This window comes from Shewanella salipaludis, from assembly GCF_012911865.1.
GTDB classification, from domain to species: Bacteria; Pseudomonadota; Gammaproteobacteria; order Enterobacterales; family Shewanellaceae; genus Shewanella; species Shewanella salipaludis.
In genome coordinates this window covers 183,707-209,146 of the sequence record NZ_JAAXYH010000002.1, presented here as the reverse complement: position 1 = coordinate 209,146, position 25,440 = coordinate 183,707, and the positions used below count along the sequence as shown (strand labels likewise).

At 56.1% G+C, this 25,440-nt stretch carries 20 protein-coding genes and 3 tRNA genes; 17 read left to right on the top strand and 6 right to left on the bottom strand.

Annotated features, from left to right (window positions below):
- The first annotated feature begins 137 nt into the window (after positions 1-137).
- Positions 138-443 (top strand): panthothenate synthetase, encoded by a 306-nt coding sequence (locus tag HC757_RS03860; RefSeq protein ID WP_169562988.1) that lies wholly within the window; start codon positions 138-140, stop codon positions 441-443.
- 144 nt (positions 444-587) lie between these two features.
- Here the strand turns inward: HC757_RS03860 and HC757_RS03855 are convergent, their stop codons facing one another.
- A complete protein-coding gene (locus tag HC757_RS03855; RefSeq protein ID WP_169562987.1) occupies positions 588-1,907 on the bottom strand; it encodes a Na+/H+ antiporter family protein in 1,320 nt (439 codons plus the stop codon).
- A 316-nt stretch (positions 1,908-2,223) separates the two neighbouring features.
- Here HC757_RS03855 and HC757_RS03850 point away from each other — a divergent pair, with 316 nt between their 5' ends.
- Entirely contained in the window at positions 2,224-2,829 is a 606-nt protein-coding gene (locus HC757_RS03850; protein ID WP_169562986.1) for a peroxiredoxin, read from the top strand.
- 110 nt (positions 2,830-2,939) lie between these two features.
- Here HC757_RS03850 and rnt read toward each other — a convergent pair whose 3' ends face one another.
- The gene (rnt, locus tag HC757_RS03845; protein WP_169562985.1) at positions 2,940-3,692 is read right to left on the bottom strand and encodes a ribonuclease T; all 753 of its coding nucleotides are present in this window, start codon (positions 3,690-3,692) and stop codon (positions 2,940-2,942) included.
- A gap of 142 nt (positions 3,693-3,834) precedes the next feature.
- Between rnt and HC757_RS03840 the strand changes: the two genes are divergently transcribed.
- The 12 genes from HC757_RS03840 to HC757_RS03785 all read left to right on the top strand — a co-directional run bounded on the left by HC757_RS03840 (position 3,835) and on the right by HC757_RS03785 (position 13,345).
- Complete coding sequence (locus HC757_RS03840; RefSeq protein ID WP_169562984.1) at positions 3,835-4,704, top strand: flagellar protein MotY; 870 nt, start codon at positions 3,835-3,837, stop codon at positions 4,702-4,704.
- A gap of 592 nt (positions 4,705-5,296) precedes the next feature.
- Entirely contained in the window at positions 5,297-7,459 is a 2,163-nt protein-coding gene (locus tag HC757_RS03835; RefSeq protein WP_425313946.1) for a prolyl oligopeptidase family serine peptidase, read from the top strand.
- Between the two features lie 182 nt (positions 7,460-7,641).
- A complete protein-coding gene (gene ybgC / locus HC757_RS03830; RefSeq protein WP_234233311.1) occupies positions 7,642-8,043 on the top strand; it encodes a tol-pal system-associated acyl-CoA thioesterase in 402 nt (133 codons plus the stop codon).
- Positions 8,033-8,722 (top strand): protein TolQ, encoded by a 690-nt coding sequence (gene tolQ, locus HC757_RS03825; protein ID WP_169562981.1) that lies wholly within the window; start codon positions 8,033-8,035, stop codon positions 8,720-8,722. The genes ybgC and tolQ overlap by 11 nt, the downstream gene beginning before the upstream one ends.
- A complete protein-coding gene (gene tolR, locus HC757_RS03820) occupies positions 8,719-9,159 on the top strand; it encodes a protein TolR (protein ID WP_169562980.1) in 441 nt (146 codons plus the stop codon). Before tolQ ends, tolR begins: the two co-directional genes overlap by 4 nt.
- Positions 9,160-10,095: a cell envelope integrity protein TolA gene (gene tolA, locus HC757_RS03815; RefSeq protein ID WP_169562979.1), complete on the top strand. Its 936-nt coding sequence runs from the start codon at positions 9,160-9,162 to the stop codon at positions 10,093-10,095.
- Positions 10,096-10,104: 9 nt separating this feature from the next.
- Positions 10,105-11,433, top strand: coding sequence for a Tol-Pal system beta propeller repeat protein TolB (gene tolB / locus HC757_RS03810; protein ID WP_169562978.1), 1,329 nt, complete (start codon positions 10,105-10,107; stop codon positions 11,431-11,433).
- 20 nt (positions 11,434-11,453) lie between these two features.
- On the top strand, positions 11,454-11,993 hold the full coding sequence (pal, locus tag HC757_RS03805) for a peptidoglycan-associated lipoprotein Pal (protein WP_169562977.1): 540 nt from the start codon (positions 11,454-11,456) through the stop codon (positions 11,991-11,993).
- Positions 11,994-12,017: 24 nt separating this feature from the next.
- A complete protein-coding gene (ybgF, locus tag HC757_RS03800) occupies positions 12,018-12,749 on the top strand; it encodes a tol-pal system protein YbgF (RefSeq protein ID WP_169562976.1) in 732 nt (243 codons plus the stop codon).
- A 136-nt stretch (positions 12,750-12,885) separates the two neighbouring features.
- A tRNA-Lys gene (locus HC757_RS03795) sits at positions 12,886-12,961 on the top strand.
- Between the two features lie 51 nt (positions 12,962-13,012).
- Positions 13,013-13,088, top strand: a tRNA-Lys gene (locus HC757_RS03790).
- Between the two features lie 181 nt (positions 13,089-13,269).
- Positions 13,270-13,345, top strand: a tRNA-Lys gene (locus tag HC757_RS03785).
- Between the two features lie 362 nt (positions 13,346-13,707).
- Here the strand turns inward: HC757_RS03785 and HC757_RS03780 are convergent.
- From HC757_RS03780 to acs, 3 genes are all read right to left on the bottom strand, one after another.
- On the bottom strand, positions 13,708-13,974 hold the full coding sequence (locus tag HC757_RS03780; RefSeq protein WP_169562975.1) for a GrxA family glutaredoxin: 267 nt from the start codon (positions 13,972-13,974) through the stop codon (positions 13,708-13,710).
- A gap of 64 nt (positions 13,975-14,038) precedes the next feature.
- Positions 14,039-15,781 carry a DNA repair helicase RadD gene (gene radD / locus HC757_RS03775; RefSeq protein WP_169563327.1) on the bottom strand — a complete coding sequence of 581 codons (1,743 nt, stop codon included), beginning with the start codon at positions 15,779-15,781 and terminating at the stop codon, positions 14,039-14,041.
- Between the two features lie 159 nt (positions 15,782-15,940).
- A complete protein-coding gene (acs, locus tag HC757_RS03770; RefSeq protein WP_169562974.1) occupies positions 15,941-17,893 on the bottom strand; it encodes an acetate--CoA ligase in 1,953 nt (650 codons plus the stop codon).
- Between the two features lie 202 nt (positions 17,894-18,095).
- On the opposite strand from acs, the gene HC757_RS03765 reads away from it, so the two are divergent.
- Positions 18,096-21,536 (top strand): hybrid sensor histidine kinase/response regulator, encoded by a 3,441-nt coding sequence (locus HC757_RS03765; protein WP_169562973.1) that lies wholly within the window; start codon positions 18,096-18,098, stop codon positions 21,534-21,536.
- A 102-nt stretch (positions 21,537-21,638) separates the two neighbouring features.
- Here the strand turns inward: HC757_RS03765 and bioA are convergent, their stop codons facing one another.
- Positions 21,639-22,997, bottom strand: coding sequence for an adenosylmethionine--8-amino-7-oxononanoate transaminase (gene bioA, locus HC757_RS03760; RefSeq protein ID WP_169562972.1), 1,359 nt, complete (start codon positions 22,995-22,997; stop codon positions 21,639-21,641).
- 111 nt (positions 22,998-23,108) lie between these two features.
- On the opposite strand from bioA, the gene bioB reads away from it, so the two are divergent.
- Positions 23,109-24,176, top strand: coding sequence for a biotin synthase BioB (bioB, locus tag HC757_RS03755; protein WP_169562971.1), 1,068 nt, complete (start codon positions 23,109-23,111; stop codon positions 24,174-24,176).
- Between the two features lie 45 nt (positions 24,177-24,221).
- Entirely contained in the window at positions 24,222-25,427 is a 1,206-nt protein-coding gene (locus HC757_RS03750; protein WP_169562970.1) for an aminotransferase class I/II-fold pyridoxal phosphate-dependent enzyme, read from the top strand.
- The last annotated feature ends 13 nt before the right edge of the window (positions 25,428-25,440 follow it).

Sequence of the window (25,440 nt, the reverse complement as noted above, 5' to 3'; positions counted from 1 at the left end):
GTGTGTTGCGGGGATTCGGCAGAAATCCGGGGAAGGCGTTTTTGCTGGATTATACTTTGATCTGGCGATGCCTATCGCTTGGGTCACTTACCTGTGTATCTATCCGCCAACCAACACAATAAACCTAGGATAAGCTGATGAAGACCATCATAAATTTTGAATTCCCGCTCGAACCTTTTAATACCTTGGTACGTGAAGGCACCGCAGACGAGGTCATGAAATCTATCCTGGATGATATCAAGCCGGAGGCTGTGTACTTTTATGCCCCAAACGGTTGCCGGGGAGGCACCCTGGTTGTCGATCTCAAGGAAGCGGCTCAGATCCCAGCCATTGCCGAACCTTTGTTCCTCAAATTCAACGCCAAGTGTGAATTCCACACAGCCATGACGCCGGAGGACATGGCGATGGCGGGGCTGGAGGGGCTCGGCAAACGCTGGGGCTAGCGGCGTAGCGAATAGCCCGTCAGGCATACGAAGGGGCCGAGGCTGCTTCGTATGCCTTACGTTGATTTTATTCTCTCGGTCGCTTGATAACAGCACTCGCGCTGCAACATCGAGCTGAAGCCCAAAGCTAAAAAAGCGTTTGAGCTATAAAACCATGGCTGCTACCCAACCGAATACCAACAGCGGGATGTTGTAGTGGATGAAGGTGGGGATCACGCTGTCGCGTATATGGTCGTGCTGACCGTCGGCATTGAGTCCTGCGGTGGGGCCCAGGGTCGAATCCGACGCGGGTGAGCCGGCGTCCCCCAGTGCCGCGGCCGTGCCGACCAGGGCTATGGTCGCCGGCACAGAGAAGCCGAAACTCAGCGCCAGTGGTACATAGATGGTGGCTATGATGGGGATGGTGGAGAAGGATGAACCTATGCCCATGGTGATCAGCAACCCGACCAGCAGCATCAGAAAGGCCGCCAGCGCCTTGTTGTCGCCTATGAGCTCGCCAAGGGAGGTTACCAGGCTGGCAACCTGGCCCGTGTCTTTGACTACCGCGGCGAAGCCGGCGGCGGCGATCATGATGAAACCTATGTTGGCCATCATACGCACCCCCTGATTGAAGATATCTTCGCCGGCCACATGTTTGAGGGCGCCACCTAGGCTGAAGATCATGAAGCCGACCAGGGCGCCGAAGATCATCGAATCTGTCTCCAGTTGCACCACCAAGGTGGCCACTATGGCGACGCCGGCTATGATGAGGTTGCGCCGGTTAAGGCTCTCCTCGGGTTCGGCACTGAGGATCTTTTCCTCATCGTAACTGCGTGGCGCTCTGTAACTGATAAATACTGCGATGAGCAGGCCGACCAACATGCCGAGGGCGGGGATCAACATGGCCTGCGGCACCTGCTCGCTGACGGCGTTGAGGCCATTGGTGTTGAGGTTGGCCAGCAGTATGTCGTTGAGGAAGATGCCGCCGAAACCGACCGGTAGCACCATGTAAGTGGTCACCAAACCGAAGGTGAGCACACAGGCCACCAGGCGTCTGTCCAGGTTGAGTCTGGACATCACATGCAGCAGTGGCGGGATCAGTATGGGGATGAAGGCGATGTGGATAGGCAAAACGTTCTGCGACGCCACCGACATCGCCAGCAATGCCAGCAACAGCAGATAGCGTATGGCTCGGTTGCCGGCGGCATCGGGGGCGCGGCCCAAACGGCGGATGATGGCGTTGGAGATCAGGGTTGTCAGGCCTGAGTGCGACAGGGCCACGGCGAAGGCGCCGAGCAGGGCGTAACTCAGGGCGATCTGCGCGCCGCCGCCCAAGCCCAGGTTGAAGGCGTCGATCGTCTGATGCAGGGATAAGCCTCCAATCAGGCCGGCCACCAGGGCGCTGACGGTCAGGGCGATAACCACATTGACCCTGGCGATACTGAGGGCGAGCATTAAACAGACGGCAATTACGACGGCATTCATAGGCAAATTCTTATTCTATTTCACGAGGGCGCTATTCTTGCCGTTAATGCGGTTACTTGTCCAGTTTGCCGGCGCAAGTGACGGAAAAAGTCCCTGGATAGGGCCGGCATTCGTCCATGGGGATGCAGATCATTTTATAGCACTTTAATTTGTGTGGTCTTGTTGGCGCTTCCTTGGCCAGCCGGTGCGGGAATGGCTTGAAAATAACGATATTAATCCTAAATAGGTTGTAAGGCTTAACACACCACTTATAATGCGTTGAGACTTCGAAGGCTAATGTCTTATCCTTAGTTCAATTCATAGATGGAGATATAAAATGAGCGTATTAGTAGGCCGTCAGGCACCCGATTTCAATGCAGCAGCGGTACTGGGTTCTGGCGAAATCGTCGACAGCTTCAACCTGTCTGCAGCGATCAAGGGAAAAACTGCGGTAGTCTTTTTCTATCCACTGGACTTCACTTTTGTTTGTCCATCAGAGTTGATTGCATTCGATCACCGCATGGAAGAGTTCACCAAGCGTGGTGTTGAAGTGATAGGTGTGTCTATCGATTCTCAGTTCACCCACAACGCATGGCGCAACACGCCGGTAGAGAAAGGCGGTATCGGCCAAGTTAAGTACACTCTGGTTGCCGACGTTAAGCATGAGATCTGCAAGGCATACGATGTTGAGCACCCAGAAGCAGGTGTGGCCTTCCGTGGTTCATTCCTGATCGACAAAGAAGGCATGGTTCGTCACCAAGTGGTTAACGATCTGCCACTGGGCCGTAACGTCGACGAAATGCTGCGCATGATAGATGCACTGCAATTCCACGAAGAGCACGGCGATGTTTGCCCTGCCGGTTGGGAAAAAGGCGACAAAGGCATGAGCGCTAATCCAGAAGGCGTTGCCGCTTACCTGGCTGAGAATGCTGCCGAGCTGTAAGTCGAGATTGCATAAAAAAAGCTGCCTCGGCAGCTTTTTTTATGGGCGCTTCATGGGAACTTTCCCCATGAGAGCTTACTCGATGAGAGCTTAGACCTGGCGCTCAGGCGTTAGCTCGTTGTTTCAGAATTGACCCGTGTCTCTGAACCGGCGGTTTCCATGTCCTCGGTGCGCTCAGCCGTCTTGTCCGCCGTGCGGGTGGCCTTCTCATCCGAGTCGTCGGTACTCTCCACCGGCATGGGCCAGCCACCGAGCGCTTTCCAGCGATTGACTATGTAACAGAACAGCTCGGCAGTTCTTTCCGTATCGTATAATGCCGAGTGGGCTTCGCTGTTGTTGAAGTCTATGCCGGCCATCTTGCATGCCTTAGCCAGAACCGTGTGGCCTATGGCGAGTCCCGCCAGGGTAGCTGTGTCGAAAGTGGCGAAGGGGTGGAAGGGCGAGCGTTTCAACTCACAGCGTTCTATGGCCTTACTGACGAAGCCATGATCGAAGGCGGCATTGTGGGCCACTATGATGCTGCGATGGCAGTCGGCGGCTTTTTGCGCCTTCTTGACCTGCTTGAAGATCTCTAAAAATGCCACTTTCTCGCTGACGGCGCCGCGCAAGGGGTTGGTGGGATCTATGCCGTTGAAGGCCAATGCCTCCGGCTCCAGGTTGGCGCCTTCGAAGGGCTCGATATGAAAGTGCAAGGTCTTGTCTATGGCAAGCACACCCTCATCGTCCATCTTCAGCATGGTGACAGCAATTTCCAGCAACGCATCGGTTTGGGAGTTGAAGCCTGCAGTTTCTACATCTATGACGACAGGAAAATAACCCCGAAATCTGTGTTTCATTTTGTTGGCGTCGCAAATATTGCTCATTAAAATACCCGAAAGAATTAGCAAGCGGCTATTATGCGCAAACTCCTTCCGGGTGTCATGTGCGATTGCGCGTTTAGTAGGCTAAAGGAATGAAAAAGATTGCCGATATAGCTTTGTGACCGATTTATTGAGAGTACTGCGTATGTGGCGAAAAGTATTACTGGTCTCGGCTCTATGCTTGCCGTTAACGGCGACGGCCGAGTTGAGACATTATGTGGCTTCCCTGGGGGAGTCCCAGTGGCGTATGAGCCAGAGTTCGCCTATTGCCTGCCGTCTGGAACATAATATTCCCGCCTACGGCAAGGCGGTATTCAGCAGTAGAGCCAGTAAAAACCTCGAGCTGAACTTCACCCTGGACATGTGGGTCAAACCCGATGCCGTTACCCGGGCGACGCTGATGAGCCGCGCTCCCAGTTGGCGCCCGGGTGTCGAGTCCAAAGAGATCACCCAACTCAAGTATCAGAGGTACTTCAATGGCGAGGTGCCCAAGAAGGCGGCCTGGTCCATGTTGGCCGAGCTGGAGCGGGGCATGGAGCCGACGTTTTACTATGCCGATTGGCATAATGAGGCCAACAAGATCGCCGTTGGCCTGTCGGCCGCCAATTTTGGCCGCACCTACCGTGAGTTCAAGTCCTGTCTGGCGAGCCTGTTACCTTACAGTTTCGATGATATCGCCTTTACCGTGCTCAACTACGAGGCGGGCGGCACCGAGCTGACGCCTTTCTCCAAGCAACAGTTGTCGCGGGTGCAGGAGTATTTATCCTATGATCCCCAGGTGGAACTCGTCCTGGTCGATGCCTATACCGACAGCTTCGGCGGCCGCTCGGTGAACCAGAGAGTCTCGGAGGAAAGGGCACAGACGGTGAAAGGCTATTTCGTTGCCAAGGGCATCCCCCAGGAGCGGATCCACACGGAAGGGCATGGTGAGCGCCGTCATGTTGCGTCCAATGGCGAAATTGATGAGCGCGCCCGCAACCGCAGAGTGGTGGTACGCATCAGCAAGCCTATGTGAGGCTGACTCGGGGCGCCCCGCAACGACACACAGTGGTAGACACTCGACCCGGCATTCAATGATGGTGCCGGGTTTTTATTTGGCTGGCATAGGGTAATTGGCTGGCAAAAAAAAAGCCCGCTTAGATAAGCGGGCCGCAAAAATATTGCATTGCAATCAACAAATTGAAGGAAGGAAGTCAAGCACAAGAACCAGGGAACACCTTGAGGTGATGGGATCACACCAAGGTTAAAGTTCTTTGTTTTCACCGTCTGCAAGCAGAGGTTTCTGAAAACAAGCTCATTCTAGTGTCTGGCAACGACAGAGACAAACTAGAAAAATTACCCTTTCGAATTAGTAAAACTAATCCTTTACGTTTAACCATGTCGGCTGTGACGCCTGGTTTGGCTGGCTATTGTCTAGTTAAGCATATTTTAAGCATAAAAATACACTTTATAAAATTCATGGTTGTTAGTCCTTTATTGCAAAATTGCGTAGATTAAGGCCTAAACAAATGTTTTTTGTGTTATTGCCTTGATTTTGTTTACTTGTATAGTATTCACCGACAAAGCGGTATCGGCCAAAATAACGAAAAGGACAAGGCAATATGATAATGACAGGCACTATGGCCAAGCGAGGCTTGTTGACCCTGGGCTTAGGGCTCGTTCTGGCGGGATGTCAGGCGGGGCCCCAAGAGACACAAGATGCGGTAAAACAGTCACAGTACCCACAAGCGCGGCATTCTGAATTGATGGAGACGCTTCATGGGGTGGCTGTCGCGGATCCCTATCGTCACCTGGAAGAAAATACCCAGGAGACGGATGCCTGGGTTAAAGCCCAGCAAGCCTTGGGCCGGGCCTATCTGACCAAGATCCCCGGCAAACAAGCTGTGGTCGAACGTATCACCCAGTTATGGAACTATGAAAAAGTCTCGGCGCCGTTCGAACAGGGCAAACGCAGCTTCTATTACCGTAATGACGGCCTGCAGGCGCAATCTGTCTTGTATGTCAAAGGCGTGGATGGCGTGGAACATCAGTTGCTGGATCCTAATGCCTTGTCCGCCGACGGCACAGTGGCGCTGTCGGGCGTTTCCGTCAGCAACGATGGCAAGATATTGGCCTATGGGGTATCGGCCTCGGGCTCGGATTGGCAGCAATGGCATTTCATTGATATCGGCACAGGCAAGCCGCTCAGGGATGAGTTGCAGTGGATCAAATTTTCCAGCGCCGTTTGGGATCATGATAACCAGGGGGTCTTCTATGCCAGATACGATGCCCCGGCAGGGGGGGACTTGCTGGCCGATGTCAACTTCAACCAGAAGGTCTATTACCACAAGTTAGGCACGCCACAAGCGCAGGACAGGCTCGTTTACGAGCGTCCACAGAATAAAGACTGGGGCTTCGGCATAGAAGTCTCCGAGCAGGGCGACTACCTGCTGTTGTCCGTTTCCCAGGGCACGGACAGCAGCAACCGTTTCTTCTACCGCTCCCTGACCCAAGCCAATTCCCCCGTGGTGGAGCTGATCGGCGATCTTGAAGCCGAGTATCAGTTTCTGGGCAACGACAAGACGGTATTTTATTTCAAGACCAACCTGGCGGCACCCAATGGCAAGATCATCGCCATCGACACCCGCAGGCCCGCTAAGGCCAATTGGCTGACACTGGTCCCAGAGTCGGAAGATCCCATCAGCTCGGTTGCCTTGATCAACGATCATCTGGTCGTCAGCTACCTGCATGATGTGCTGGGCAAGCTGAGCATCTACAGCATGGGCGGTGTGAAACGTCAGGATGTGGTGCTGCCGGGCAAGGGTAAGATCGCCGGACCCTACGGCAAGCGCAACAAAGACTATTTCTACTATGTCTTCAACAGTTATGTGCAACCGGAAACCACCTACAGGTTCGACTTCAAGACGGGGGAGTCCAGCCTCTATGCCAAGCCCAAGGTCGTCTTCAACCCGGATGACTATGTGTCTAAGCAGGTGTTCTACACCAGCAAGGACGGCACCCGGGTGCCCATGATGCTGTCATACAAGAAGGGCATGGTGCGCGATGGCAATAATCCCACCTTGCTGTACGCCTATGGCGGCTTCGGGATCTCCATCACCCCACGCTTCAGTCCGGCCAACATAGCCTGGCTGGACATGGGCGGTATCTATGCCGTGCCCAGCCTGAGGGGCGGCGCCGAATACGGTGAGGATTGGCACCAGGCGGGGATGTTCGATAAGAAGCAAAACGTGTTCGACGACTATTTTGCCGCCGCCGAGTACCTGATAGCCGAAAAATATACCAACAGCACAAAACTGGGGGCCTATGGTCGCAGCAATGGCGGCCTCTTGATGGGGGCGGCTGTGACTCAAAGGCCCGAGTTGTTTGCCGCAGTGCTGCCCGCCGTCGGGGTGCTGGATATGCTGAGATTCCACAAGTTCACCATAGGCTGGGCCTGGACCAGCGAATACGGCAGTGCCGATAATGCTGGACAGTTCCCGGCCTTGCTGGCCTATTCGCCTTATCACAACATCAAGCCGCGCCACTATCCGGCGACCATGGTGATGACGGCGGATCATGACGATCGTGTGGTGCCTCTGCATAGCTTCAAGTTTGCGGCGCTGCTGCAGCAACAACAAAGGGGCGAGGCACCCGTCATCATGCGTATCGAATCCAACGCAGGTCATGGCGCGGGCAAGCCAACGGCGATGAAGATAGATGAGTTTGCCGATATCTACAGTTTCCTGTGGCATAACTTTCAACTGGCATTGCCCGAAAGTCTGGTTCAGTAGCGATACAGCTAGGCTTTTATAAGCTAATGAAGGGGCCCAGGGCCCCTTTATTTTTGGGCTTAGGGGGCTGTGAAAGTTGAAAGGCGGTGGTTTGTGACTATATCTGGGTGGGATCATTCACAAGTGCTGCTTGTCTAGGTATAGTAAGCCTCTATTCGATCATTCAAATCTGCTGTCCTCTTATTATGTTTCATTGGCCCATAACTGTTTATTACGAAGATACCGACGCGGGTGGTGTGGTATATCACGCCAACTACCTCAAGTTTTTTGAGCGTGCCAGAACCGAATGGCTCAAGGCCATGGGGGTGAGTCAGACGCTGTTGTTGGCCGATGATATCGCCTTCGTTGTCAGCCGCTCCGAGATAGATTTTCGCCGGGCAGCGAAATTTGAACAGAACCTTATCGTCGAGTCTAAGGTCATAGAGTTGAAAAAGGCGTCTTTGGTGTTCCAGCAGCGTCTGATCGATGACTCAGGGATCTGTTATTGCGAGGGCACTGTGTTGGTTGCCTGTGTCGCGCTCTCGCGTATGCGTCCCCGGGCCATTCCCCTCAATATTGTGCAGGAGTTTAACGGTGCAAGCTGAAATTTCGTTTATTGGATTATTTTTACAAGCCAGTCTGTTGGTGAAGTTCGTCATGCTGGCCTTGCTCAGCCTGTCCATCATGTCATGGGCCGTTATTTTGCAGCGGCGTAAGCTGCTGACGGGGGCCAGAAGCAAGTCGCAGCGTTTCGAGGACAAGTTTTGGTCCGGCGTCGACCTTAACCGCCTCTACAAGGAATTGTCTGCCCGTCCCGAAGGCAATACCGGGCTCGAGTCCCTGTTCGTCACAGGTTTCAAGGAATACTCGCGCCTGACCAAGCTCAATGGCCGGGTACCGGATGCCGTGATGGATGGCACTTCACGCGCCATGCGGGTGACCCTGTCGCGGGAAATGGAAAAGCTGGAGACCCATCTGCCGCTGTTGGCGACCATAGGCTCGACCAGCCCCTATATAGGCCTGTTCGGTACCGTGTGGGGGATCATGAACTCCTTCATCGCCTTGGGAGCCGTCGAAAATGCCACTCTGGCCATGGTGGCACCCGGGATCGCCGAAGCGCTGATCGCTACCGCCATGGGTCTGTTTGCCGCTATTCCGGCGGTGATCGGCTATAACCGTTTTTCGACCCAGGTCGACAAGTTGGAAATGGCCTATGCCAACTTCATGGAAGAGTTTTCCAGCATCTTGCATCGCCAGGCATATTCTGAAAAGGATGAAGCGTGATGCAAGGATATCAGCGTAAACGTCGCCGTCCCGTTGCGGAAATCAATGTGGTGCCTTATATCGATGTGATGCTGGTGCTGTTGATTATCTTCATGGTGACGGCGCCGATAGTGACCCAGGGGGTCAAGGTCGACCTGCCGCAGGGCCGGGCCGAAAAATTGCCGGCAGACAGCAAGCCGCCTGTGGTGGCCTCTATCGATGCCGAAGGGGATTATTTTCTCAACATGGGTGGCGGTGCCAACAACGAAGTGTTGGATCTGGAAGAGATAGCGACGCGGGTCGCGGCGCTCATCCAGCTCGAACCCGAACGTCCCGTGGTGGTCAAGGCCGACAGAAGCATAGCCTACGATAAAGTGATCCAGTTGATGGTGACATTGCAAGGCGCAGGCGTGCCCTCGGTCGGCCTGATGACAGATTCCCCCAAGGAGAAGAAGTAGGTGGCCGATAACACGAGTTTTACCATCCCACTGACGATTTCTGCCGGCCTGCATCTGGGTGTGATAGTGATCTTGGCCTTGGGTATCGATTTTTCCGAGAAACCTGAGCCCACGCCACAGGCCAGTGCCCCCGCGGTTCAGGCCGTGATAGTAGATCAACAGAAGGTCGCCGAGCAGGTCGAAAGGCTCAAGCAGCAGAAGCTCGCCAGCGAGCGGAAGGAGCAGGAACGTCAGGCCGAGCTGGAACGCAAGGCTCAGCAGGCGAAAAAGGCCAGGGAGAGGGAGCAGGAACAGATCAAGCGCCTGGAAACCGAACGTAAGCTCAAGGAAGTCGAGACCCAGAAAGCCAATGCGGCGGCCAAGGCGGCGCAACTGAAAGAGCAGCAGGAAAAGGAAAAGGCCCAACAAGCCGAGGCGGTACGCAAGCAGAAAGAACAGGAGCGCCAGGCGGCCGAAGCGGCGGCGAAGAAGGCGGCCGAGAAACGTAAGGCCGAAGAGGCTGCGGCGGCCAAGGCCGCCGCGGAGCGTAAGCAGAAGGAAGAGGCAGAACGTAAGCGTAAAGCCGAGGCCGAAGCCAGGGCGCAGCAGGAACGTGAGATGGCCGAAGCCTTAGCCGCCGAGCAGGCGGCACTGTCGCAGACCCGCAACAGGCAAGTGCTGAGTGAAGTCAGTAAGTATAAAGCGATGATCATGGCGACGATTCAACGTAACCTGTTGATCGATGAGTCGATGCGGGGCAAGAGTTGCCGGGTGTTCATTCGCTTGGCCCATGATGGCTTCGTGACGGCCAGTCAAACACTCGATGGCGATCCTGTGGTGTGCCGTGCCGCGAAAGCGGCGATCAACAAGGCGGGACGTTTACCTGTATCGAGCGATGCGAATGTGTATAGTCAACTCAAAGAAATCAATTTAACCGTATCACCGGAATTCAATTAAAGGAGTCCCATGAAAATCTTGGCAAGAGGGTTGGCACTGTTGTTCGTGCTGGGTGCCTGGTCGGCACAAGCGGCGTTGGACATAGTTATCACCGAAGGGGTGGACGCGGCGCGTCCCATCGCCGTAGTGCCCTTCGTATGGCAGGGAACCGGCCCTGTGCCGCAACAGATCTCCGATGTGGTGATGTCGGATTTGGCACGCAGCGGCAGCTTCAAGCCCGTGGACGAGCTGGCATTGCCACAGCGTGATATTGGCGCCGTCAGCAGTTTCTCGCCCAAGGCGTGGGCCGGTGTGACCGCCGAGGCGGCTGTGATGGGGGCGATTAAGCCCTATGGCCCGGATCAGTACCTGGTGACCTTCGATCTGGTCGACTTGGTTAAGATGCAACAGCAACTGGCGGCCGGCACTAAAATCCCCAGGGATTTTCTGCTCGACAGCCGGGAAACTGTGCTCAGCGCCGCGCAATTCCGCCAATACGGGCATAGGATCAGCGATATCGTTTACGAGAAACTGACGGGTATTCGTGGTGCCTTCCTGACCCGTATCGCCTATGTGGTGGTCAATCATGGTGACAAATCTCCCTACAAGTTGATGATCGCCGATTACGATGGCTACAACGAGCAGATGCTGCTGCGTTCACCCGAGCCCCTGATGTCTCCGACCTGGTCACCGGACGGTCGCAGCCTGGCCTACGTCAGTTTCGAGAACAGGAAAGCCGAGATTTTCATTCAGGATCTCTACACCCAGACCAGAGTCAAGGTGAGCAGCTTTCCCGGTATCAATGGCGCACCGGTATTTTCTCCCGATGGGAAAAAGTTGGCAGTGACCCTGTCCAAGGACGGTCAGCCGGAGATTTATGTGATCGACATAGCCACTAAGGCCATCAAGCGGGTGACCAATCACTACGCCATAGATACAGAGCCGGCCTGGTTTCCCGATGGTAAGTCTTTGTTATTCACGTCTGAGCGGGGTGGTAAACCTCAGTTATATCGCGTACATTTGGACTCAGGCAAAGTGTCACGTATGACATTTGAAGGCGAGTGGAATCTGGGTGGTTCGATAACCCCGGATGGCCGCAGCATCATCATGGTGAACCGTACCAATGGCAAGTTCAACATTGCCCGTATGGATTTGGAAAGCCGTTTCATGCAGGTGCTGACGTCGACCCGTTTGGATGAGTCGCCGAGTGTGGCCCCCAACGGTACCATGGTGATCTATGGTACGACGCATCAAGGCAAGCAGGTATTGGCCGCAGTTTCAATGGATGGTCGCTTCAAGGCAAGATTGCCAGTAGGTCAGGGCGAGGTGAAATCACCATCCTGGTCCCCATTTCTCTAACATTTATTAAGGAATACATAATGGATCTGAACAAGTTGTTAAAAGCTATGTTGGTAGCACTTCCAATTATGGCTATCAGTGCATGTAGCTCAACTTCTGAATCAGAAACAGATGCATCTGGCTCCATGAGTGGTACCTCCGGCACTGAATATGGCACGGGTGGTGTTGAAACCGGCGGTGTGGCGCCTGTGTTGTCACCTGCGGAGCAACAACGTCTGAAGTTACAGGAACTGAGAAGAGAGCACATCATCTACTTCGACTTCGACCGCAGTGAAGTGCAAACCGAGTTTGCTGAAATTCTGGAAGCCCATGGCACTTATCTGGTCGAGCATCCGAACGTGCGGGTGTTGATCGAAGGGCATGCAGACGAGCGTGGCACGCCCGAGTACAACATCGCCCTGGGCGAGCGTCGTGCCAAGTCTGTCGCCAAGTACCTGCAAGGCATGGGTGTGCAACCCAGCCAGATGAGTATCGTCAGCTATGGTGAAGAGAAGCCACTGGACATGTCCCGTACCGATGAAGGTTTTGGTAAAAACCGTCGTGCAGTTTTAGTTTACTAAGATTGAATTTCGGGGAGTAATACAATGAAACATGCCGTTTTAATCGCGGCAATGTTCTTGGGAACGGGCGCTGCCATGGCAGCGCCCGCACCCGTTGAGGATATTGCTACAGGCGCGGGTAACGACAGAGTCGCTAAGCTGGAGCGCATCATTAAGGCCCGCCAGCAAGCAGAGCTGGACATGCAGCGTCGTCTGGATACCCTGCAACAGGAAGTGCTGGAGTTGCGTGGGCTGTCAGAGCAGCAGAACTACCAAATCAACCAAATGCAACAACGTCAGCGCCAGTTGTATGATGAAATTGCCAATCTTTCTGCCAAGTCTTCTGCCACATCTGTCACTGTAGACACAGGTAACGGTGCGGCGGCGAGTTCCAGTCTGGGGGAAACCGCCAGTTATGAACATGCGGTCAACCTGGTGCTGAAAGAGCGTCAGTATGATGAAGCTATTCCGGCATTCAGGGCCTTCATCAAGCAGTACCCGGATTCAGGCTATGCGGCCAACGCCAATTACTGGTTAGGACAGTTGCTTTACAACAAGAGCGAGTTCGCCGAAGCCAAGCAAGCTTTCAGTACTGTGGTCGAGCGTTTTAGCGACTCCAATAAGCGGGGAGATAGCCTGGTTAAATTGGGTCTGATCGCCGAAAAAACCGGTGATATGGCGGCGGCTAAAAGTTATTACCGCAGAGTCGTCAAAGAATATGCAAACAGCGCTGCAGCCCGCATTGCACAACAACAATTAGCCGCAATTAAAGGCTAATTAACTAAAAAACAGACGCTTAGTCTGTTTTTCATGCAAACGATAAAAAATCGGGAATTTGCGCTTGCATGAGAAGATGAAAAAGGTATTATAGGCGCCCTCAGAGCGGCATGGCCGTTCGGGGTGCGAAATCAGTGGGTCGTTAGCTCAGTCGGTAGAGCAGTTGGCTTTTAACCAATTGGTCGAAGGTTCGAATCCTTCACGACCCACCACTTTGCTGAAAGTGAACACTCAGGTGTTGAAATCAGTGAGATATACCAGATGGGTCGTTAGCTCAGTCGGTAGAGCAGTTGGCTTTTAACCAATTGGTCGAAGGTTCGAATCCTTCACGACCCACCACTTTATCTCAGCTTAGATAAAGACAAATCGCAGTACCTAGATGGTCGTTGGCTCAGTCGCTTCTTGTAAGCGCGAGGGCAGTTGGCTTTAACCAGTCGGTCGATTGGGTGTAATCCGATGCGAACCACCACTTTGCTGAAAGTGAACACTCAAGTGTTGAAATCAGTGAGATATACCAGATGGGTCGTTAGCTCAGTCGGTAGAGCAGTTGGCTTTTAACCAATTGGTCGAAGGTTCGAATCCTTCACGACCCACCACTTTATCTCAGCTTAGATAAAGACAAATTGCAGTACCTAGATGGGTCGTTAGCTCAGTCGCTTCTTGTAAGAGAAAGGGCAGTTGGCTTTTAACCAGTCAGTCGATTGGTTGTAATCCGATACGAACCACCACTCTCTTGTTATTTCCCTCATGTTTCCCTTTTTACCCCAGCTTCCTTATTATATAGAATCGACATCTATTTTCGTCAATGCCAGCTTTGGCTAATGCCTGTTTGCCTCTGTGGCCATGTCGCGTAAACCCTATTTACTCTCCTGTCCTTATTCTCCTGTTCTGGATTGCGCGCCAATGAAAAAGGAGACTCAGGGTCTCCTCTTTACTGTCATCGATAAGCATTGGCTGGTTAGGCGAAAGCCAGCAGCTCATTCTCTCTGACATATTGTTCGAAATCGGTACAACCGCCAACATGTTTCTCATCGATGAAGATCTGCGGCACGGTTTCTACCGGCTTGCCAACTGTCTTCTCCAGATCTGCCTTAGTGATCCCTTCAGCATGGATGTCGACATACTTGAACTTGAAATCATCACGCTGTTCAACCAGTTGCTCAGATAGTTGTACCGCACGTACGCAGTAAGGGCAGCCAGGGCGACCAAAAATAACAACAAACATATTAGCTCCTTTGAAAAGTAACACAGGCTTTATACCATAGGCTCTGCGGAATTCATAATCATAGCTACAGGTTATTGGGTGTACGATAGCGTCCCTGGTAATCGAAAAATGTTTCCAGGAGATCCCAGCCCAGCTTGTGCTTCTTCAGTAACAGCAGATCCGGCCTCTTGAAGCTGGCGGCATCCTGCACTATCGCCTCAGGGGTTTGATAATTGGGTGATTTAATCCCGGGAGTCCGGCTATGAGGCAGCAGGAAGAGTGCATACAAGGCACGACGCTGCGCCTGGGTTTGCATCATGAAGCGGCGGACAAAATCGTTACCCTCATCATCCAGGTATTGCACCTTCAACTTGCCTTCTTCGGCGAAGAGCAGCATGTCCTGGCAGCGAAACAGGTGATGATGTTGTTGACTCAGGACCTGCCTGAGGCGGGTGTCCGGATCTATCAGGGTCGAGCCGCAGTGGTGGCAGATACGGGCGGCGATATCGTTCTCTTCACCGCAATCCGGGCAGGCTTTGGCTCTGAAACGAAAATCGCACTGGTATCTTTGTCCCCGCGCTTCAATCAGAGCCTGGCAGCGACGCCCGAAATGTTCGACGATATCGCCATCCTCATCCACCAGACCCCAGAAGATATTGGCAAAGTCGCACACAGGGCAGTGAACTTGCACCGGTACCGACTTGCTGTTGGGTTTGCTCTGGCCCACTTCGGGAAAATACAGATCATAGCCGTTGGCGGCGTAGTCAATCACCAGGCACTCTGACTTGTTGGCGGCGATGCGCAGGCCCCGACCTACCATCTGCTGAAACAGGCTGACGGAGGCGGTGGGACGCAATATGGCGATGAGATCGACGTGGGGGGCATCGAAGCCCGTGGTCAGCACGGCGACATTGACCAGAAACTTGATTTGCCGCTGCTTGAACTGGCCTATGAGCTCATCCCGCTCCTTGTGGGGGGTATCGGCGGTGAGCAGTGCCGCCGACTCGGTTCCCAATAGGGTCATGATCTCCTGGGCATGCCTGACCGTCGCGGCGAAGATGATCACCCCCTGACGTTGCTTGCCGAGTGCTATCAGCTGCTTGACTATCTCTGTGGTTGCCCGGCCATAATGCCCCAGCAGGCTGTTGACTTCGGCCTCGCGATATTCGCCGTTCTCGCCGGGTTTCAACTGGTTGAAATCATATTGGGCGCTGAGGCCATCGAATAGCTTAGGCGGAGTCAGGAAACCTTGTTTTATCAGTGGCCTGAGCGGTAGCTCGAAGATGCAGTGCTCGAACACACTCTTGTCCATGTTGCCCACTCTGCCATGGTAGTGGAAGCGATAGATCCACCCCAGGCCCAAGCGATAGGGGGTAGCGGTCAGGCCCAGAAGCCTGAGGCCCGGGTTTTGCTTGCGTAAGTGTTGCAGCAGCAGCTGATATTGACTGTCTTTATCGCCACTGACCCTATGGCATTCGTCTATGATGACCAGCGAGAAGGGGCTGTCGAACTTCTGTGGCGAGCGCGCCGCCGATTGTACGCTGGCGACGACTGTCTTGCCCTTGGCCGATTTTTGTTTCAGCCCGGCGGAATAAATGCTGGCCTCGTCGGTTAACAAGCCGACTTTATCGGCATTCTGCGCGACCAGCTCTTTCACATGGGTGAGTACCAACACCCGTCCCTTGGCGATCCGCGCCAGTTCGGCGATCACCAGGCTCTTGCCGGCGCCGGTTGGCAATACTATGACGGCCGAGTCTTGGCTGGCTTTGAAATGCCGCACCGCGGCATCGACGGCGTCTCGTTGATAGTCTCTGAGCTTCACGCTGATGGAGTCGTTGCTGGTAAGAATTGGATGGCGCTACTCTAGCACAGGCCTGCACAGGCGCAGAATAAAACCTGGCTGTCGAGAATTGGGATGAAAAAAAGCCCCTCACGGGGAGGGGCCAAGCTTAGGGTGATAAACAAGGTTTAACTGCAGCGCTCCAGGCTATTCGCTGCGATTTAGGCGGGACTCGATCAGCGTATCTATCACCGCGGGATCCGCCAGGGTCGAGGCATCGCCGAGATTGGTCACTTCGTTGGCGGCGATCTTGCGCAGGAAACGGCGCATTATCTTGCCCGAACGTGTCTTGGGCAGGCCGCTGGCCCACTGAATGAGATCCGGGGTCGCCAAGGCGCCTATTTCCTTGCGTACCCATTGACGCAACTCTTGGCGCAGCTCTTCGCTTGGCTCTGTGTCGTGGATCAGGGTGACATAGGCGTAGATGCCTTGACCTTTAATATCATGGGGATAGCCAACTACAGCTGCCTCGGCGACCTTCTCATGGGCGACCAGGGCGCTCTCAACTTCCGCCGTGCCCAGCCTGTGACCCGAGACGTTGATCACATCATCCACCCGTCCCGTGATCCAGTAGTAACCGTCCTCGTCGCGCCGCGCCCCGTCGCCGGTAAAATACATGCCGCGGAAGGTCTTGAAGTAGGTCAACACGAATCTGTCGTGATCGCCATATATGGTGCGCATCTGCCCAGGCCAGGAGTCGAGCAGCACCAGGTTACCTTCGTTGGCACCTTCGAGTATGTTGCCCTGATTATCCACCAGTGCCGGCTTCACGCCGAAGAAGGGGCGGGTCGCAGAACCCGGCTTGGTGTCTGTCGCGCCCGGCAGCGGGGTGATCAATATGCCGCCGGTTTCGGTTTGCCACCAGGTATCCACTATGGGGCAGTGTTCATGTCCTATGACCTCATGATACCAGCGCCAGGCCTCTGGATTGATAGGCTCGCCGACCGAGCCCATGATGCGCAGCGAACTGCCATCGTATTCTTCGAAATGCTCCTTGCCTTCGGCCATCAGGGCGCGCACCAGAGTCGGTGCCGTATAGAGTATGTTGACCTTATGCCTGTCGATCATCTCCCCCAAACGGGCCGGACTGGGGTAGTTGGGCACACCTTCGTGCATCAGTACAGTGGCGCCATTGGCAAAGGGGCCGTAGACCATGTAGGAATGGCCGGTGATCCAGCCCACATCTGCGGTGCACCAATAGACTTCGCCTGGCTTGTAATCGAACACATATTCATGGCTCATGGCGGCATACACCAGATAACCGCCCGTGGTGTGCAACACGCCTTTGGGGTTACCGGTTGAGCCCGAGGTATAGAGCAGGAACAGGGGATCTTCGGCGCCCATCTCTTCCGGCGGGCAATGCTCAGAGGCGAGTTCCATCAGGCTATGCCACCAGATATCCCTGCCTTCTACCCAGTAGATGTCGCTGCCGGTGCGTTTCAGCACTATGACTTTTTCGACGCACTGGACATCCGGGTGCTCCAGGGCCAGGTCGACGTTATGCTTGAGCGGAATGCTGCGCCCGCCACGAACCCCTTCGTCGGCGGTGATGATCACCCTGGACTGGCCATCGTTGACCCGCGAGGCGATGGAATCGGGCGAGAAGCCGCCGAAGACCACAGAATGTATGGCGCCGATGCGGGCGCAGGCCAACATGGCAACGGCGGTCTCAGGCACCATGGGCATATAAATGGTGACGACATCACCGCGGCATACCCCTTGGCTGCGCAGCACGTTGGCGAACCTGCATACCTGGTCATGCAGCTGCCCATAGGTGAGGGTGCGTTGATCCCTGGCGTCGTCGCCTTCCCAGATGATGGCGATTTTATCGCTGCCATCGGCTAAGTGGCGGTCGAGGCAATTGGCCGAGGCGTTGAGTGTGCCGTCATAGAACCAGTTGATCGACAGGTCTTTGTCATCGAATGAGGTCTGTTTGATCTTGGTGTAGGGCTTGATCCAGTCGATGCGTTTGCCCTGCTCGCGCCAGAATCCATCGGGATTAACGATCGACTCCTGGTACATCTTTTTATATTGTTCGTTATTGATAAGTGCATTGGCAGCGATATCGCCGGGGACTTTATAGAGAGACTGCGTGCTCATAGGGCTTCCCAGTTAAGAAATTGCGTTATATGAGTATGGGGCGCCTGTTGTGGTCACTCCATTAGACCTTGGTCTAGTGTAAAAATATCCTTAGTATTTAACCTGTTGCACCCTATAATCTGGCAGGCTAGGATGCGGCTTTTAACACTTTAGCATCAACTGAGTATGCAGCGGCAATGAATTAACCAGAAAAGAGAATTAGATGAATTTAACCCTGATAGTGGCCATTATCGCCCTCTGTTATGTGTCGCTCTTATTCCTGCTGGCCTGGGGCGCCGAGCGCTGGTTCAGCAACATCACCAGAAAGCTGCAGGTATGGATCTATGGCCTGAGCCTGGCTGTCTATTGTTCCTCCTGGAGTTTTCTCGGCACGGTCGGCCAGTCGGCGCAGGATCTCTGGTCATTCCTGCCTATCTTTGTCGGCCCCATTCTGGTGTTCAGCCTGGGGTTCGGCATGCTGCGCAAGATGGTGATCGTCTCCAAGGCGCAGAACATCACCTCAGTGGCCGACTTCATCGCCGCCCGTTATGGCAAGTCGCAGCTGCTGGCGGCGCTGGTCACGCTGATCGCCTTGTTTGGCATCATGCCCTACATAGCGCTGCAGCTGAAGGCCATGGTGTTCAGCCTCAACCTGTTTCAGCCCCAGGACGCGCCACTCGACGGGGTGACAGTGCCGCTGATCATCACGGCGCTGCTGGCGATATTCGCCATTCTCTTCGGCACCCGCAAGCTGGATGCCACCGAACATAACCCTGGGATGATGCTGGCCATCGCCTTCGAGTCTGTGGTCAAGCTGGCGGCCTTTCTGCTGATAGGCTTAGTCATCAGCTTCGGGGTGTTCGATGGCTTCGGTGACATCTGGCAGCAGGCGAGCCAGCAAGCCATGCTCGACCATTCAGGGGTGAAGCTCAGCGCCTTGATGCCTGAGCTGTTGGTGGGCATGGCGGCCTTTCTCTGCATGCCGCGCCAGTTCCATGTGATGGTGGTCGAGTGCGCCGAAGAAGCCATGTTGACCAAGGCGAGGTGGATTTTCCCCTTGTATCTGCTGCTGTTCGGCCTGTTCGTGGCGCCATTGGCCTTGGCCGGCAAACTGCTGCTGGGCAACTCTGTGGCCGCCGATACCTATGTGATCAACCTGCCGCTGGCATTGGATCAACCCCTGTTGGCCGTGGTGGCGCTGCTCGGCACCTTGTCTGCCGCCACAGGCATGGTGCTGGTGGCGGTGGTGACCATAAGCGTGATGGTCAGCAACGAGTGGCTGGTGCCCATGCTGCTGCGTACCGGGCAGATACGGGAGCAGAACTTCAGCCAGTTTTCATCCTTGCTGCTCAACGCCAGGCGACTGGCGATCATCATCATACTCGCCCTGGGCTATGGCAGTTACCTCAGCCTGGTGGACAGCGACTCGTTGTCGCACCTTGGCTTGCTGTCATTCGGCGCCTTTGCCCAGTTGGCGCCGGCATTGATCGGCGGCCTTTACTGGAAGCATGGCAACCGTGCCGGGGTATTTCTCGGCCTGGGCGCCGGCTTCGGGCTCTGGGGCTACATCTTGCTGCAGGGGCTGGATCACAATGCCGGCATGTTGTCCGGGGTGGCGCTGCTCGACTCCATCACCCCTAATGTGCGCGATGCGCTGACGGCCCTGTTCGCCAATTTATCCTGCTATGTGCTCGGCTCCGTCTGGTTCAGGGCCGGGGTGGCCGAGCGCATCCAGGCCAGTGCCTTCGTCACCCCTGGCAGGCTGAAGAAGGACACGGACAAGCATAAGAAGCATGGCCCCATCTCCCAGCAAGATCTCCTGCTGTTGGCGAGTCGTTTCGTCAGCCCCAACCGCGCCTATGAGAGCTTCAACCGTTTCTCCCCCGAGACGGTAAAGCCAGAGAGCGGCCATAGGGCGGCGTCGCCCGAGCTGGTCGCCCACACAGAACATATGTTGGCCGGGGTGCTAGGCGCGTCCAGTGCGGCGCTGGTGATGGACTCGGTATTGCGGGGCCGGGATCTGGCGCTGGATGAAGTCTTCAGCCTGGTGGACGAGGCCTCGTCCAAGATCATGCTCAGCCAGGACATGTTGCGCGGCGCCATAGAACACGCCTACGAAGGCATGAGCGTGATAGACAAAGATCTGAACCTGGTCGCCTGGAACTACAAATACGTCGAACTGTATCAATATCCCGAGCATTTCCTGCAGCAGGGTATGCCCATCAGCGAGGTGATACGTTTCAACGCCGCCCGTGGCTATTGCGGTGAGGGCGAGATAGAGGAGCAGGTGGCGACTCGGGTGCAACACATGCGCAACGGCACCCCCCATACCTCGGAGCGCCATCGCCGGGATGGCAAGGTGATCAAGATCCAGGGCAACCCCATGCCGGATGGTGGTTTCGTGATGACCTTCACAGATATCACCCAGTATCGGCAACAGGAAAAAGCCCTGCTGGAGGCCAACGAGACCCTGGAGAGCCGGGTCAGGGAGCGCACCTATGAGCTGGCGCTGCTCAACAGCCAGCTGCTGGAGGCCAAGACCCAGGAGGAAATGGCCAACGCCTCCAAGAGCCGTTTCCTCGCTGCCGTGGGTCATGATCTGATGCAGCCGCTGAATGCGGCGCGACTCTTCACCGCGTCCCTGTCCCAATACGCCAACCTGGATCTGGAGGCCAGAACCACGCTGTCCCATGTCAACAGCTCATTGAAGATTGCCGGCGAGCTGCTGACCGACTTGCTGGATATCTCCAAGCTGGACTCCGGCATGGTGCAGGTTAACCGGCGGGATTTCGCCATCGCCGAGCTGCTCAACGGCCTGGCGGTGGAATTCGAGGCTATGGCCAAGGACAATCACATCGACTTTTGTATGATGGGCTCCGGCATGACGGTCAACTCGGATCCCTCCTTGCTCAGGCGGGTACTGCAGAACTTCCTGACCAATGCCTATCGTTATGCCAGGGGCAGCAGGGTGCTGATGGGTTGTCGGCGCCGTGGCAGCGAGCTGGAAATTCAGGTACTGGACACGGGCTGTGGTATCGATGCCGGGGAAGTGCATGAAATCTTCAAGGAGTTCAAGCGGCTGAATAACCCCAAGAGCAACAGCGTCAGTGGCTTGGGGCTGGGGCTGGCGATTGCGGATAGGATCAGCAAGGTGCTGGAGCATAGCATAGGGGTGTCGTCCATCCTGGGCAAGGGGTCGGTATTCTGGATCCGGGTGCCGCTGCTGAGCGTGCCCATGGGGCAGGGCGTCAGCCTGGCTCAGCCCAAGGCAGTGTCTTCCCTGTTGCAACCTCTGGCCGGGGTGAAGGTGCTCTGCATCGACAACGAGGAGACGATCCTCGCCGGGCTGGAGAGCCTGCTCAGCCGCTGGCAGTGTGAGGTGGTCTGTGCCAAAGATCTGGCCGATGCGCGCATCAAGCTGGGGCTCAAGGGACTGGCGCCGGACATAGTGCTGGCGGACTATCATCTGGACGAAGATCAGAACGGTGTCGATGCCATGGACGGCATACGTGGCCTCTATGGCCAGCATTTGCCCGGTATTCTCATCACGGCCAATACCCGCAAGGAGCTTATCGAAGACGTGGAACGCCGCGGCTATCATTACATGGCCAAGATGATCAAGCCGGCGGCGCTGCGGGCGCTGATCTCCAGCCTGGTGAAATAGCAGGGATATTATCTGGCACAACTGTCTGGTGAAACAGCCTGGTGAAACAGCGCATTAGACACTGAAAAGCACCCGCCATGGTTGGTGCTTTTTGCTTGGCGGCTAGCCGTGGCTGATAAAACCGGCGCCTTGCTCAGTGCTTTGCTCAGTGCCTTGTCCGGCATTGGCCGTCAACGCCTGGGCGACATGCTTCATCGCCGCGGTCAGTCGGCTCAGCTGCGCCTCATCTATGACGTAGGGCGGCATGATATAGATGAGGTTGGCGAAGGGGCGGATCCACACGCCGAGATCGACGAATTGCTGCTGCAATCGGGCGGTGTTTACCGCTTGGTGCATCTCCAGCACCCCCATGGCGCCCAGCACCCGCACTTGCTTCACTGCCGGATAGTCGGCGGCCTCGGCCAGCTCGGCCTTGAGCTGGGCCTCGATTCGGCTCACCTGCGCCTGCCATCGATTCGTGTTGATCAACTCCAGGCTGGCGCAGGCGGCGGCGCAGGCCAGGGGATTGCCCATGAAGGTCGGGCCATGCATGAAGACCCCGGCGGGGGAGTCGCTTATGCCGGCCGCCACTTCGTCGCTGCACAGGGTCGCGGCCAGGCTGATATAACCGCCGGTCAGGGCCTTGCCAAGGCAGAGGAGATCCGGGGCTATGCCAGCGTGTTCATAGGCGAACAGCTTGCCGGTACGGCCGAAGCCAGTGGCTATTTCATCCAGGACCAAGAGGATATCGAATTCATCACACAGGGCCCGCAATTCGACCAGATACTCGGGCGCATAGCAGCGCATGCCGCCGGCACCCTGCAACACAGGCTCGAGGATCACCGCCGCTATGCTGTGATGCTGTTCGGCCATCAGGGCCCGCATGGCATGGAGATCATCGCTGCGCAGCGGCTCGCCGAACGGGGTCTGGGGTGCGGGGGCGAATAGCTGTTGGGTGACGGCCTGGCCGAACATGGCATGCATGCCGCCTTCGGGATCGCAGACACTCATGGCGGCGAAGGTATCGCCGTGGTAGCCATGTTTGACCGTAAGAATGCGCTGCTTTGCGGGTTGGCCGCGGCCCTGCCAGTATTGCAGCGCCATCTTGAGTGCCACTTCGACGGCGATCGAGCCCGAATCGCACAGGAATACCTTGGTGAGCGGCTCGCAGGTCATGGCGATGAGTTTCTTCGACAGTTCCACCGCCGGCTGGTGGGTGATGCCACCAAACATCACATGACTGAGGCGGGAAAGCTGGGCTTGCATGGCCGCCAGTATCTGCTCCTGGCCATAGCCGTGGACGCAGGCCCACCAGGAACTGGTGCCGTCGATCAGGGTGCGGCCATCCTCGAGCGTGAGTTCACACCCCTTGGCCGAACTCACGCCGAACACAGGCAGGGCCTGGGTCATGGAGGTATAAGGATGCCAGATATGCTGCCGGTCGAAGTCGAAATCTATCTTGTCTTGGGGATGCTTGCTCACATTTCCGCCTAATTTTTAATCATTAGTAAAGGTGAAACACTGGTTGGCGTTGACAGTTTAAGGCCTCAAGGTATGCTAGCCAAGATAAAACAGAAAATTAAGGTAAACACCATGTCGTCATTGCAGGTTCGCCACGATTGGAAACGCGCTGAAATAGAAGCGTTATTTGCGTTGCCAATGAATGATCTTCTCTTTAAGGCACACAGCATCCACCGTGAGGTGTACGATCCCAACGAGGTGCAGATCAGCCGTTTGTTGTCGATCAAGACGGGTGCCTGCCCCGAGGATTGCAAGTATTGCCCCCAGAGCGCCAGATACGATACCGGCCTGGAAAAAGAACGTCTGCTGGCGATGGAAACCGTGTTGACCGAGGCCCGCAGCGCCAAGGCCGCCGGGGCGTCACGCTTCTGCATGGGCGCCGCCTGGCGTAACCCGAAAGAAAAAGACATGCCTTATCTCAAGCAGATGGTGCAGGAAGTCAAGGCGCTGGGCATGGAAACCTGCATGACCCTGGGCATGCTGTCACCCGAGCAGGCCAACGAGCTGGCCGGTGCCGGCCTGGACTATTACAACCATAACCTGGATACCTCGCCGGAATACTATGGCGATGTGATCACCACTCGTACCTACCAGAACCGCCTGGATACCCTGAGCAATGTGCGCGCCTCCGGCATGAAAGTCTGCTCCGGCGGCATAGTCGGCATGGGCGAACAGGCCACCGACAGGGCGGGTTTGTTGCAACAGCTGGCCAACCTGCCACAACATCCGGACTCAGTACCGATCAACATGCTGGTGAAGGTGGCTGGTACCCCGTTCGAGAAGCTTGACGATCTGGATCCATTGGAATTCGTCCGCACCATAGCCGTGGCCCGCATCCTGATGCCCAAGTCGCGGGTGCGCTTGTCGGCGGGGCGTGAAAGCATGAGCGATGAGCTGCAGGCCATGTGTTTCTTCGCCGGCGCCAACTCGATTTTCTACGGCTGCAAGTTGCTGACCACCCCCAATCCGGAAGAAAACGATGATATGAGCCTGTTCCGCCGCTTGGGCCTGCGTCCCGAGCAAGCCAGGAGCAGCAATCCGGCGCTGGACAGCCTGGAAGCCGAAGAGGCGCTGCTGGCCAAGGCCGCCGCGCATCAGGACAAGGCCGAGGCGCAATTCTACGACGCCGCGGCGCTGTGATCTGCGCCCTATGTATGCCGCGATAGCCTGTTCAAGAGCCGGTCGATGAGCCCACTGACGGCAAAGATAGCCGCCCGCCAGTACGCCCTGGCATCCCAGGGATTGCTGCGCCGCCGCCAGGCGTTGGCGGTATCGCCCCCGGCGCAGCCTCAGGCATGCGCCGGCCCGCGCTTCGTGCTCGAGGGCAAGTCCTTTCTCAACTTCAGCAGTAACGACTATCTTGGCTTGTCCCTGGAGCCGGCGCTGGCCGATGCCTTGCATCTGGCGGCCAAACGCTATGGCGTCGGCAGCGGCGCTTCGCCTTTGGTTACGGGCTACAGCGAGGCCCACCAGGCGCTGGAGCAACACTTGTGTGTGCTCACCGGCCATGAGGCGGCGCTGCTGTTTTGTTCGGGTTTCAGTGCCAACGGCGCCCTGATGAAGACATTGTTCGATGCCCAAGACACTGTACTGGCCGACAAGCTGGTGCATGCCTCGGTGATCGACGGCCTCAGGGACAGCGGCGCGACCCTGAAGCGCTTCCTGCATAATTCGACAGAGGGCGCCGGGCGCTTGCTGGCCCGGCATGGGGCGGCGGCGCTGATCACCGAAAGTGTGTTCAGCATGGATGGCGACATCGCCCCCTTGGCCGAGTTGTCTGCCCTATGTCGGCAGCATGGCAGCTGGCTGATCGTCGATGACGCCCATGGTTTCGGCGTACTGGGTGAGCAGGGGCTGGGCGCGAACGCCTTATGCCAAGAGGCTGATGCCGCCGGAGTCGACGTGCAGGTGATCACCTTCGGCAAGGCCCTGGGCTGCCAGGGCGCGGCCGTGCTCGGCAGCCGGGAGCTGATCGATTTCCTGGTGAGCAACGCCCGTGAATACATATACTCCACCGCCCTGTCGCCCGCCAATGCGGCATTGGCGCTGGCGGCGAGCCGCTTTGCCCTGGATAATCCGCAGCTGCTGGCCGGACTCACGGAGAACATCGGCTGCTTCACCCGGCTATGCCGGGAGGCCAAGGTGCCGCTGCTGGCGTCGGCTACCGCCATCCAGCCGGTGATCATAGGGGATGCGACCAAGACCATGGCTGTGGCCCAGGCGCTGCGCGAACTCGGCCTCTGGGTCGGCGCCATTCGTCCGCCGACTGTGCCGGCCGGCTCTGCGCGGCTGCGGCTGACCCTGAGTGCCCGCCATACCCGGGCGGACATAGAATTCTGTGTCGCGGCGCTGTCACAGGTGCTGACCCAGGCAGGTGGCCCCAAGTCATAGTCCGGGCACCAGC

What these genes read in the sequence shown, in the direction of transcription:
- HC757_RS03860 (WP_169562988.1), top strand. Translation starts at nt 138, where the DNA reads ATGAAGACCATCATAAATTTTGAATTCCCGCTCGAACCTTTTAATACC.
- HC757_RS03855 (WP_169562987.1), bottom strand. Translation starts at nt 1,907, where the DNA reads ATGAATGCCGTCGTAATTGCCGTCTGTTTAATGCTCGCCCTCAGTATC.
- HC757_RS03850 (WP_169562986.1), top strand. Translation starts at nt 2,224, where the DNA reads ATGAGCGTATTAGTAGGCCGTCAGGCACCCGATTTCAATGCAGCAGCG.
- rnt (WP_169562985.1), bottom strand. Translation starts at nt 3,692, where the DNA reads ATGAGCAATATTTGCGACGCCAACAAAATGAAACACAGATTTCGGGGT.
- HC757_RS03840 (WP_169562984.1), top strand. Translation starts at nt 3,835, where the DNA reads ATGTGGCGAAAAGTATTACTGGTCTCGGCTCTATGCTTGCCGTTAACG.
- HC757_RS03835 (WP_425313946.1), top strand. Translation starts at nt 5,297, where the DNA reads ATGACAGGCACTATGGCCAAGCGAGGCTTGTTGACCCTGGGCTTAGGG.
- tolB (WP_169562978.1), top strand. Translation starts at nt 10,105, where the DNA reads ATGAAAATCTTGGCAAGAGGGTTGGCACTGTTGTTCGTGCTGGGTGCC.
- pal (WP_169562977.1), top strand. Translation starts at nt 11,454, where the DNA reads ATGGATCTGAACAAGTTGTTAAAAGCTATGTTGGTAGCACTTCCAATT.
- ybgF (WP_169562976.1), top strand. Translation starts at nt 12,018, where the DNA reads ATGAAACATGCCGTTTTAATCGCGGCAATGTTCTTGGGAACGGGCGCT.
- HC757_RS03780 (WP_169562975.1), bottom strand. Translation starts at nt 13,974, where the DNA reads ATGTTTGTTGTTATTTTTGGTCGCCCTGGCTGCCCTTACTGCGTACGT.
- acs (WP_169562974.1), bottom strand. Translation starts at nt 17,893, where the DNA reads ATGAGCACGCAGTCTCTCTATAAAGTCCCCGGCGATATCGCTGCCAAT.
- HC757_RS03765 (WP_169562973.1), top strand. Translation starts at nt 18,096, where the DNA reads ATGAATTTAACCCTGATAGTGGCCATTATCGCCCTCTGTTATGTGTCG.
- bioB (WP_169562971.1), top strand. Translation starts at nt 23,109, where the DNA reads ATGTCGTCATTGCAGGTTCGCCACGATTGGAAACGCGCTGAAATAGAA.
- HC757_RS03750 (WP_169562970.1), top strand. Translation starts at nt 24,222, where the DNA reads ATGAGCCCACTGACGGCAAAGATAGCCGCCCGCCAGTACGCCCTGGCA.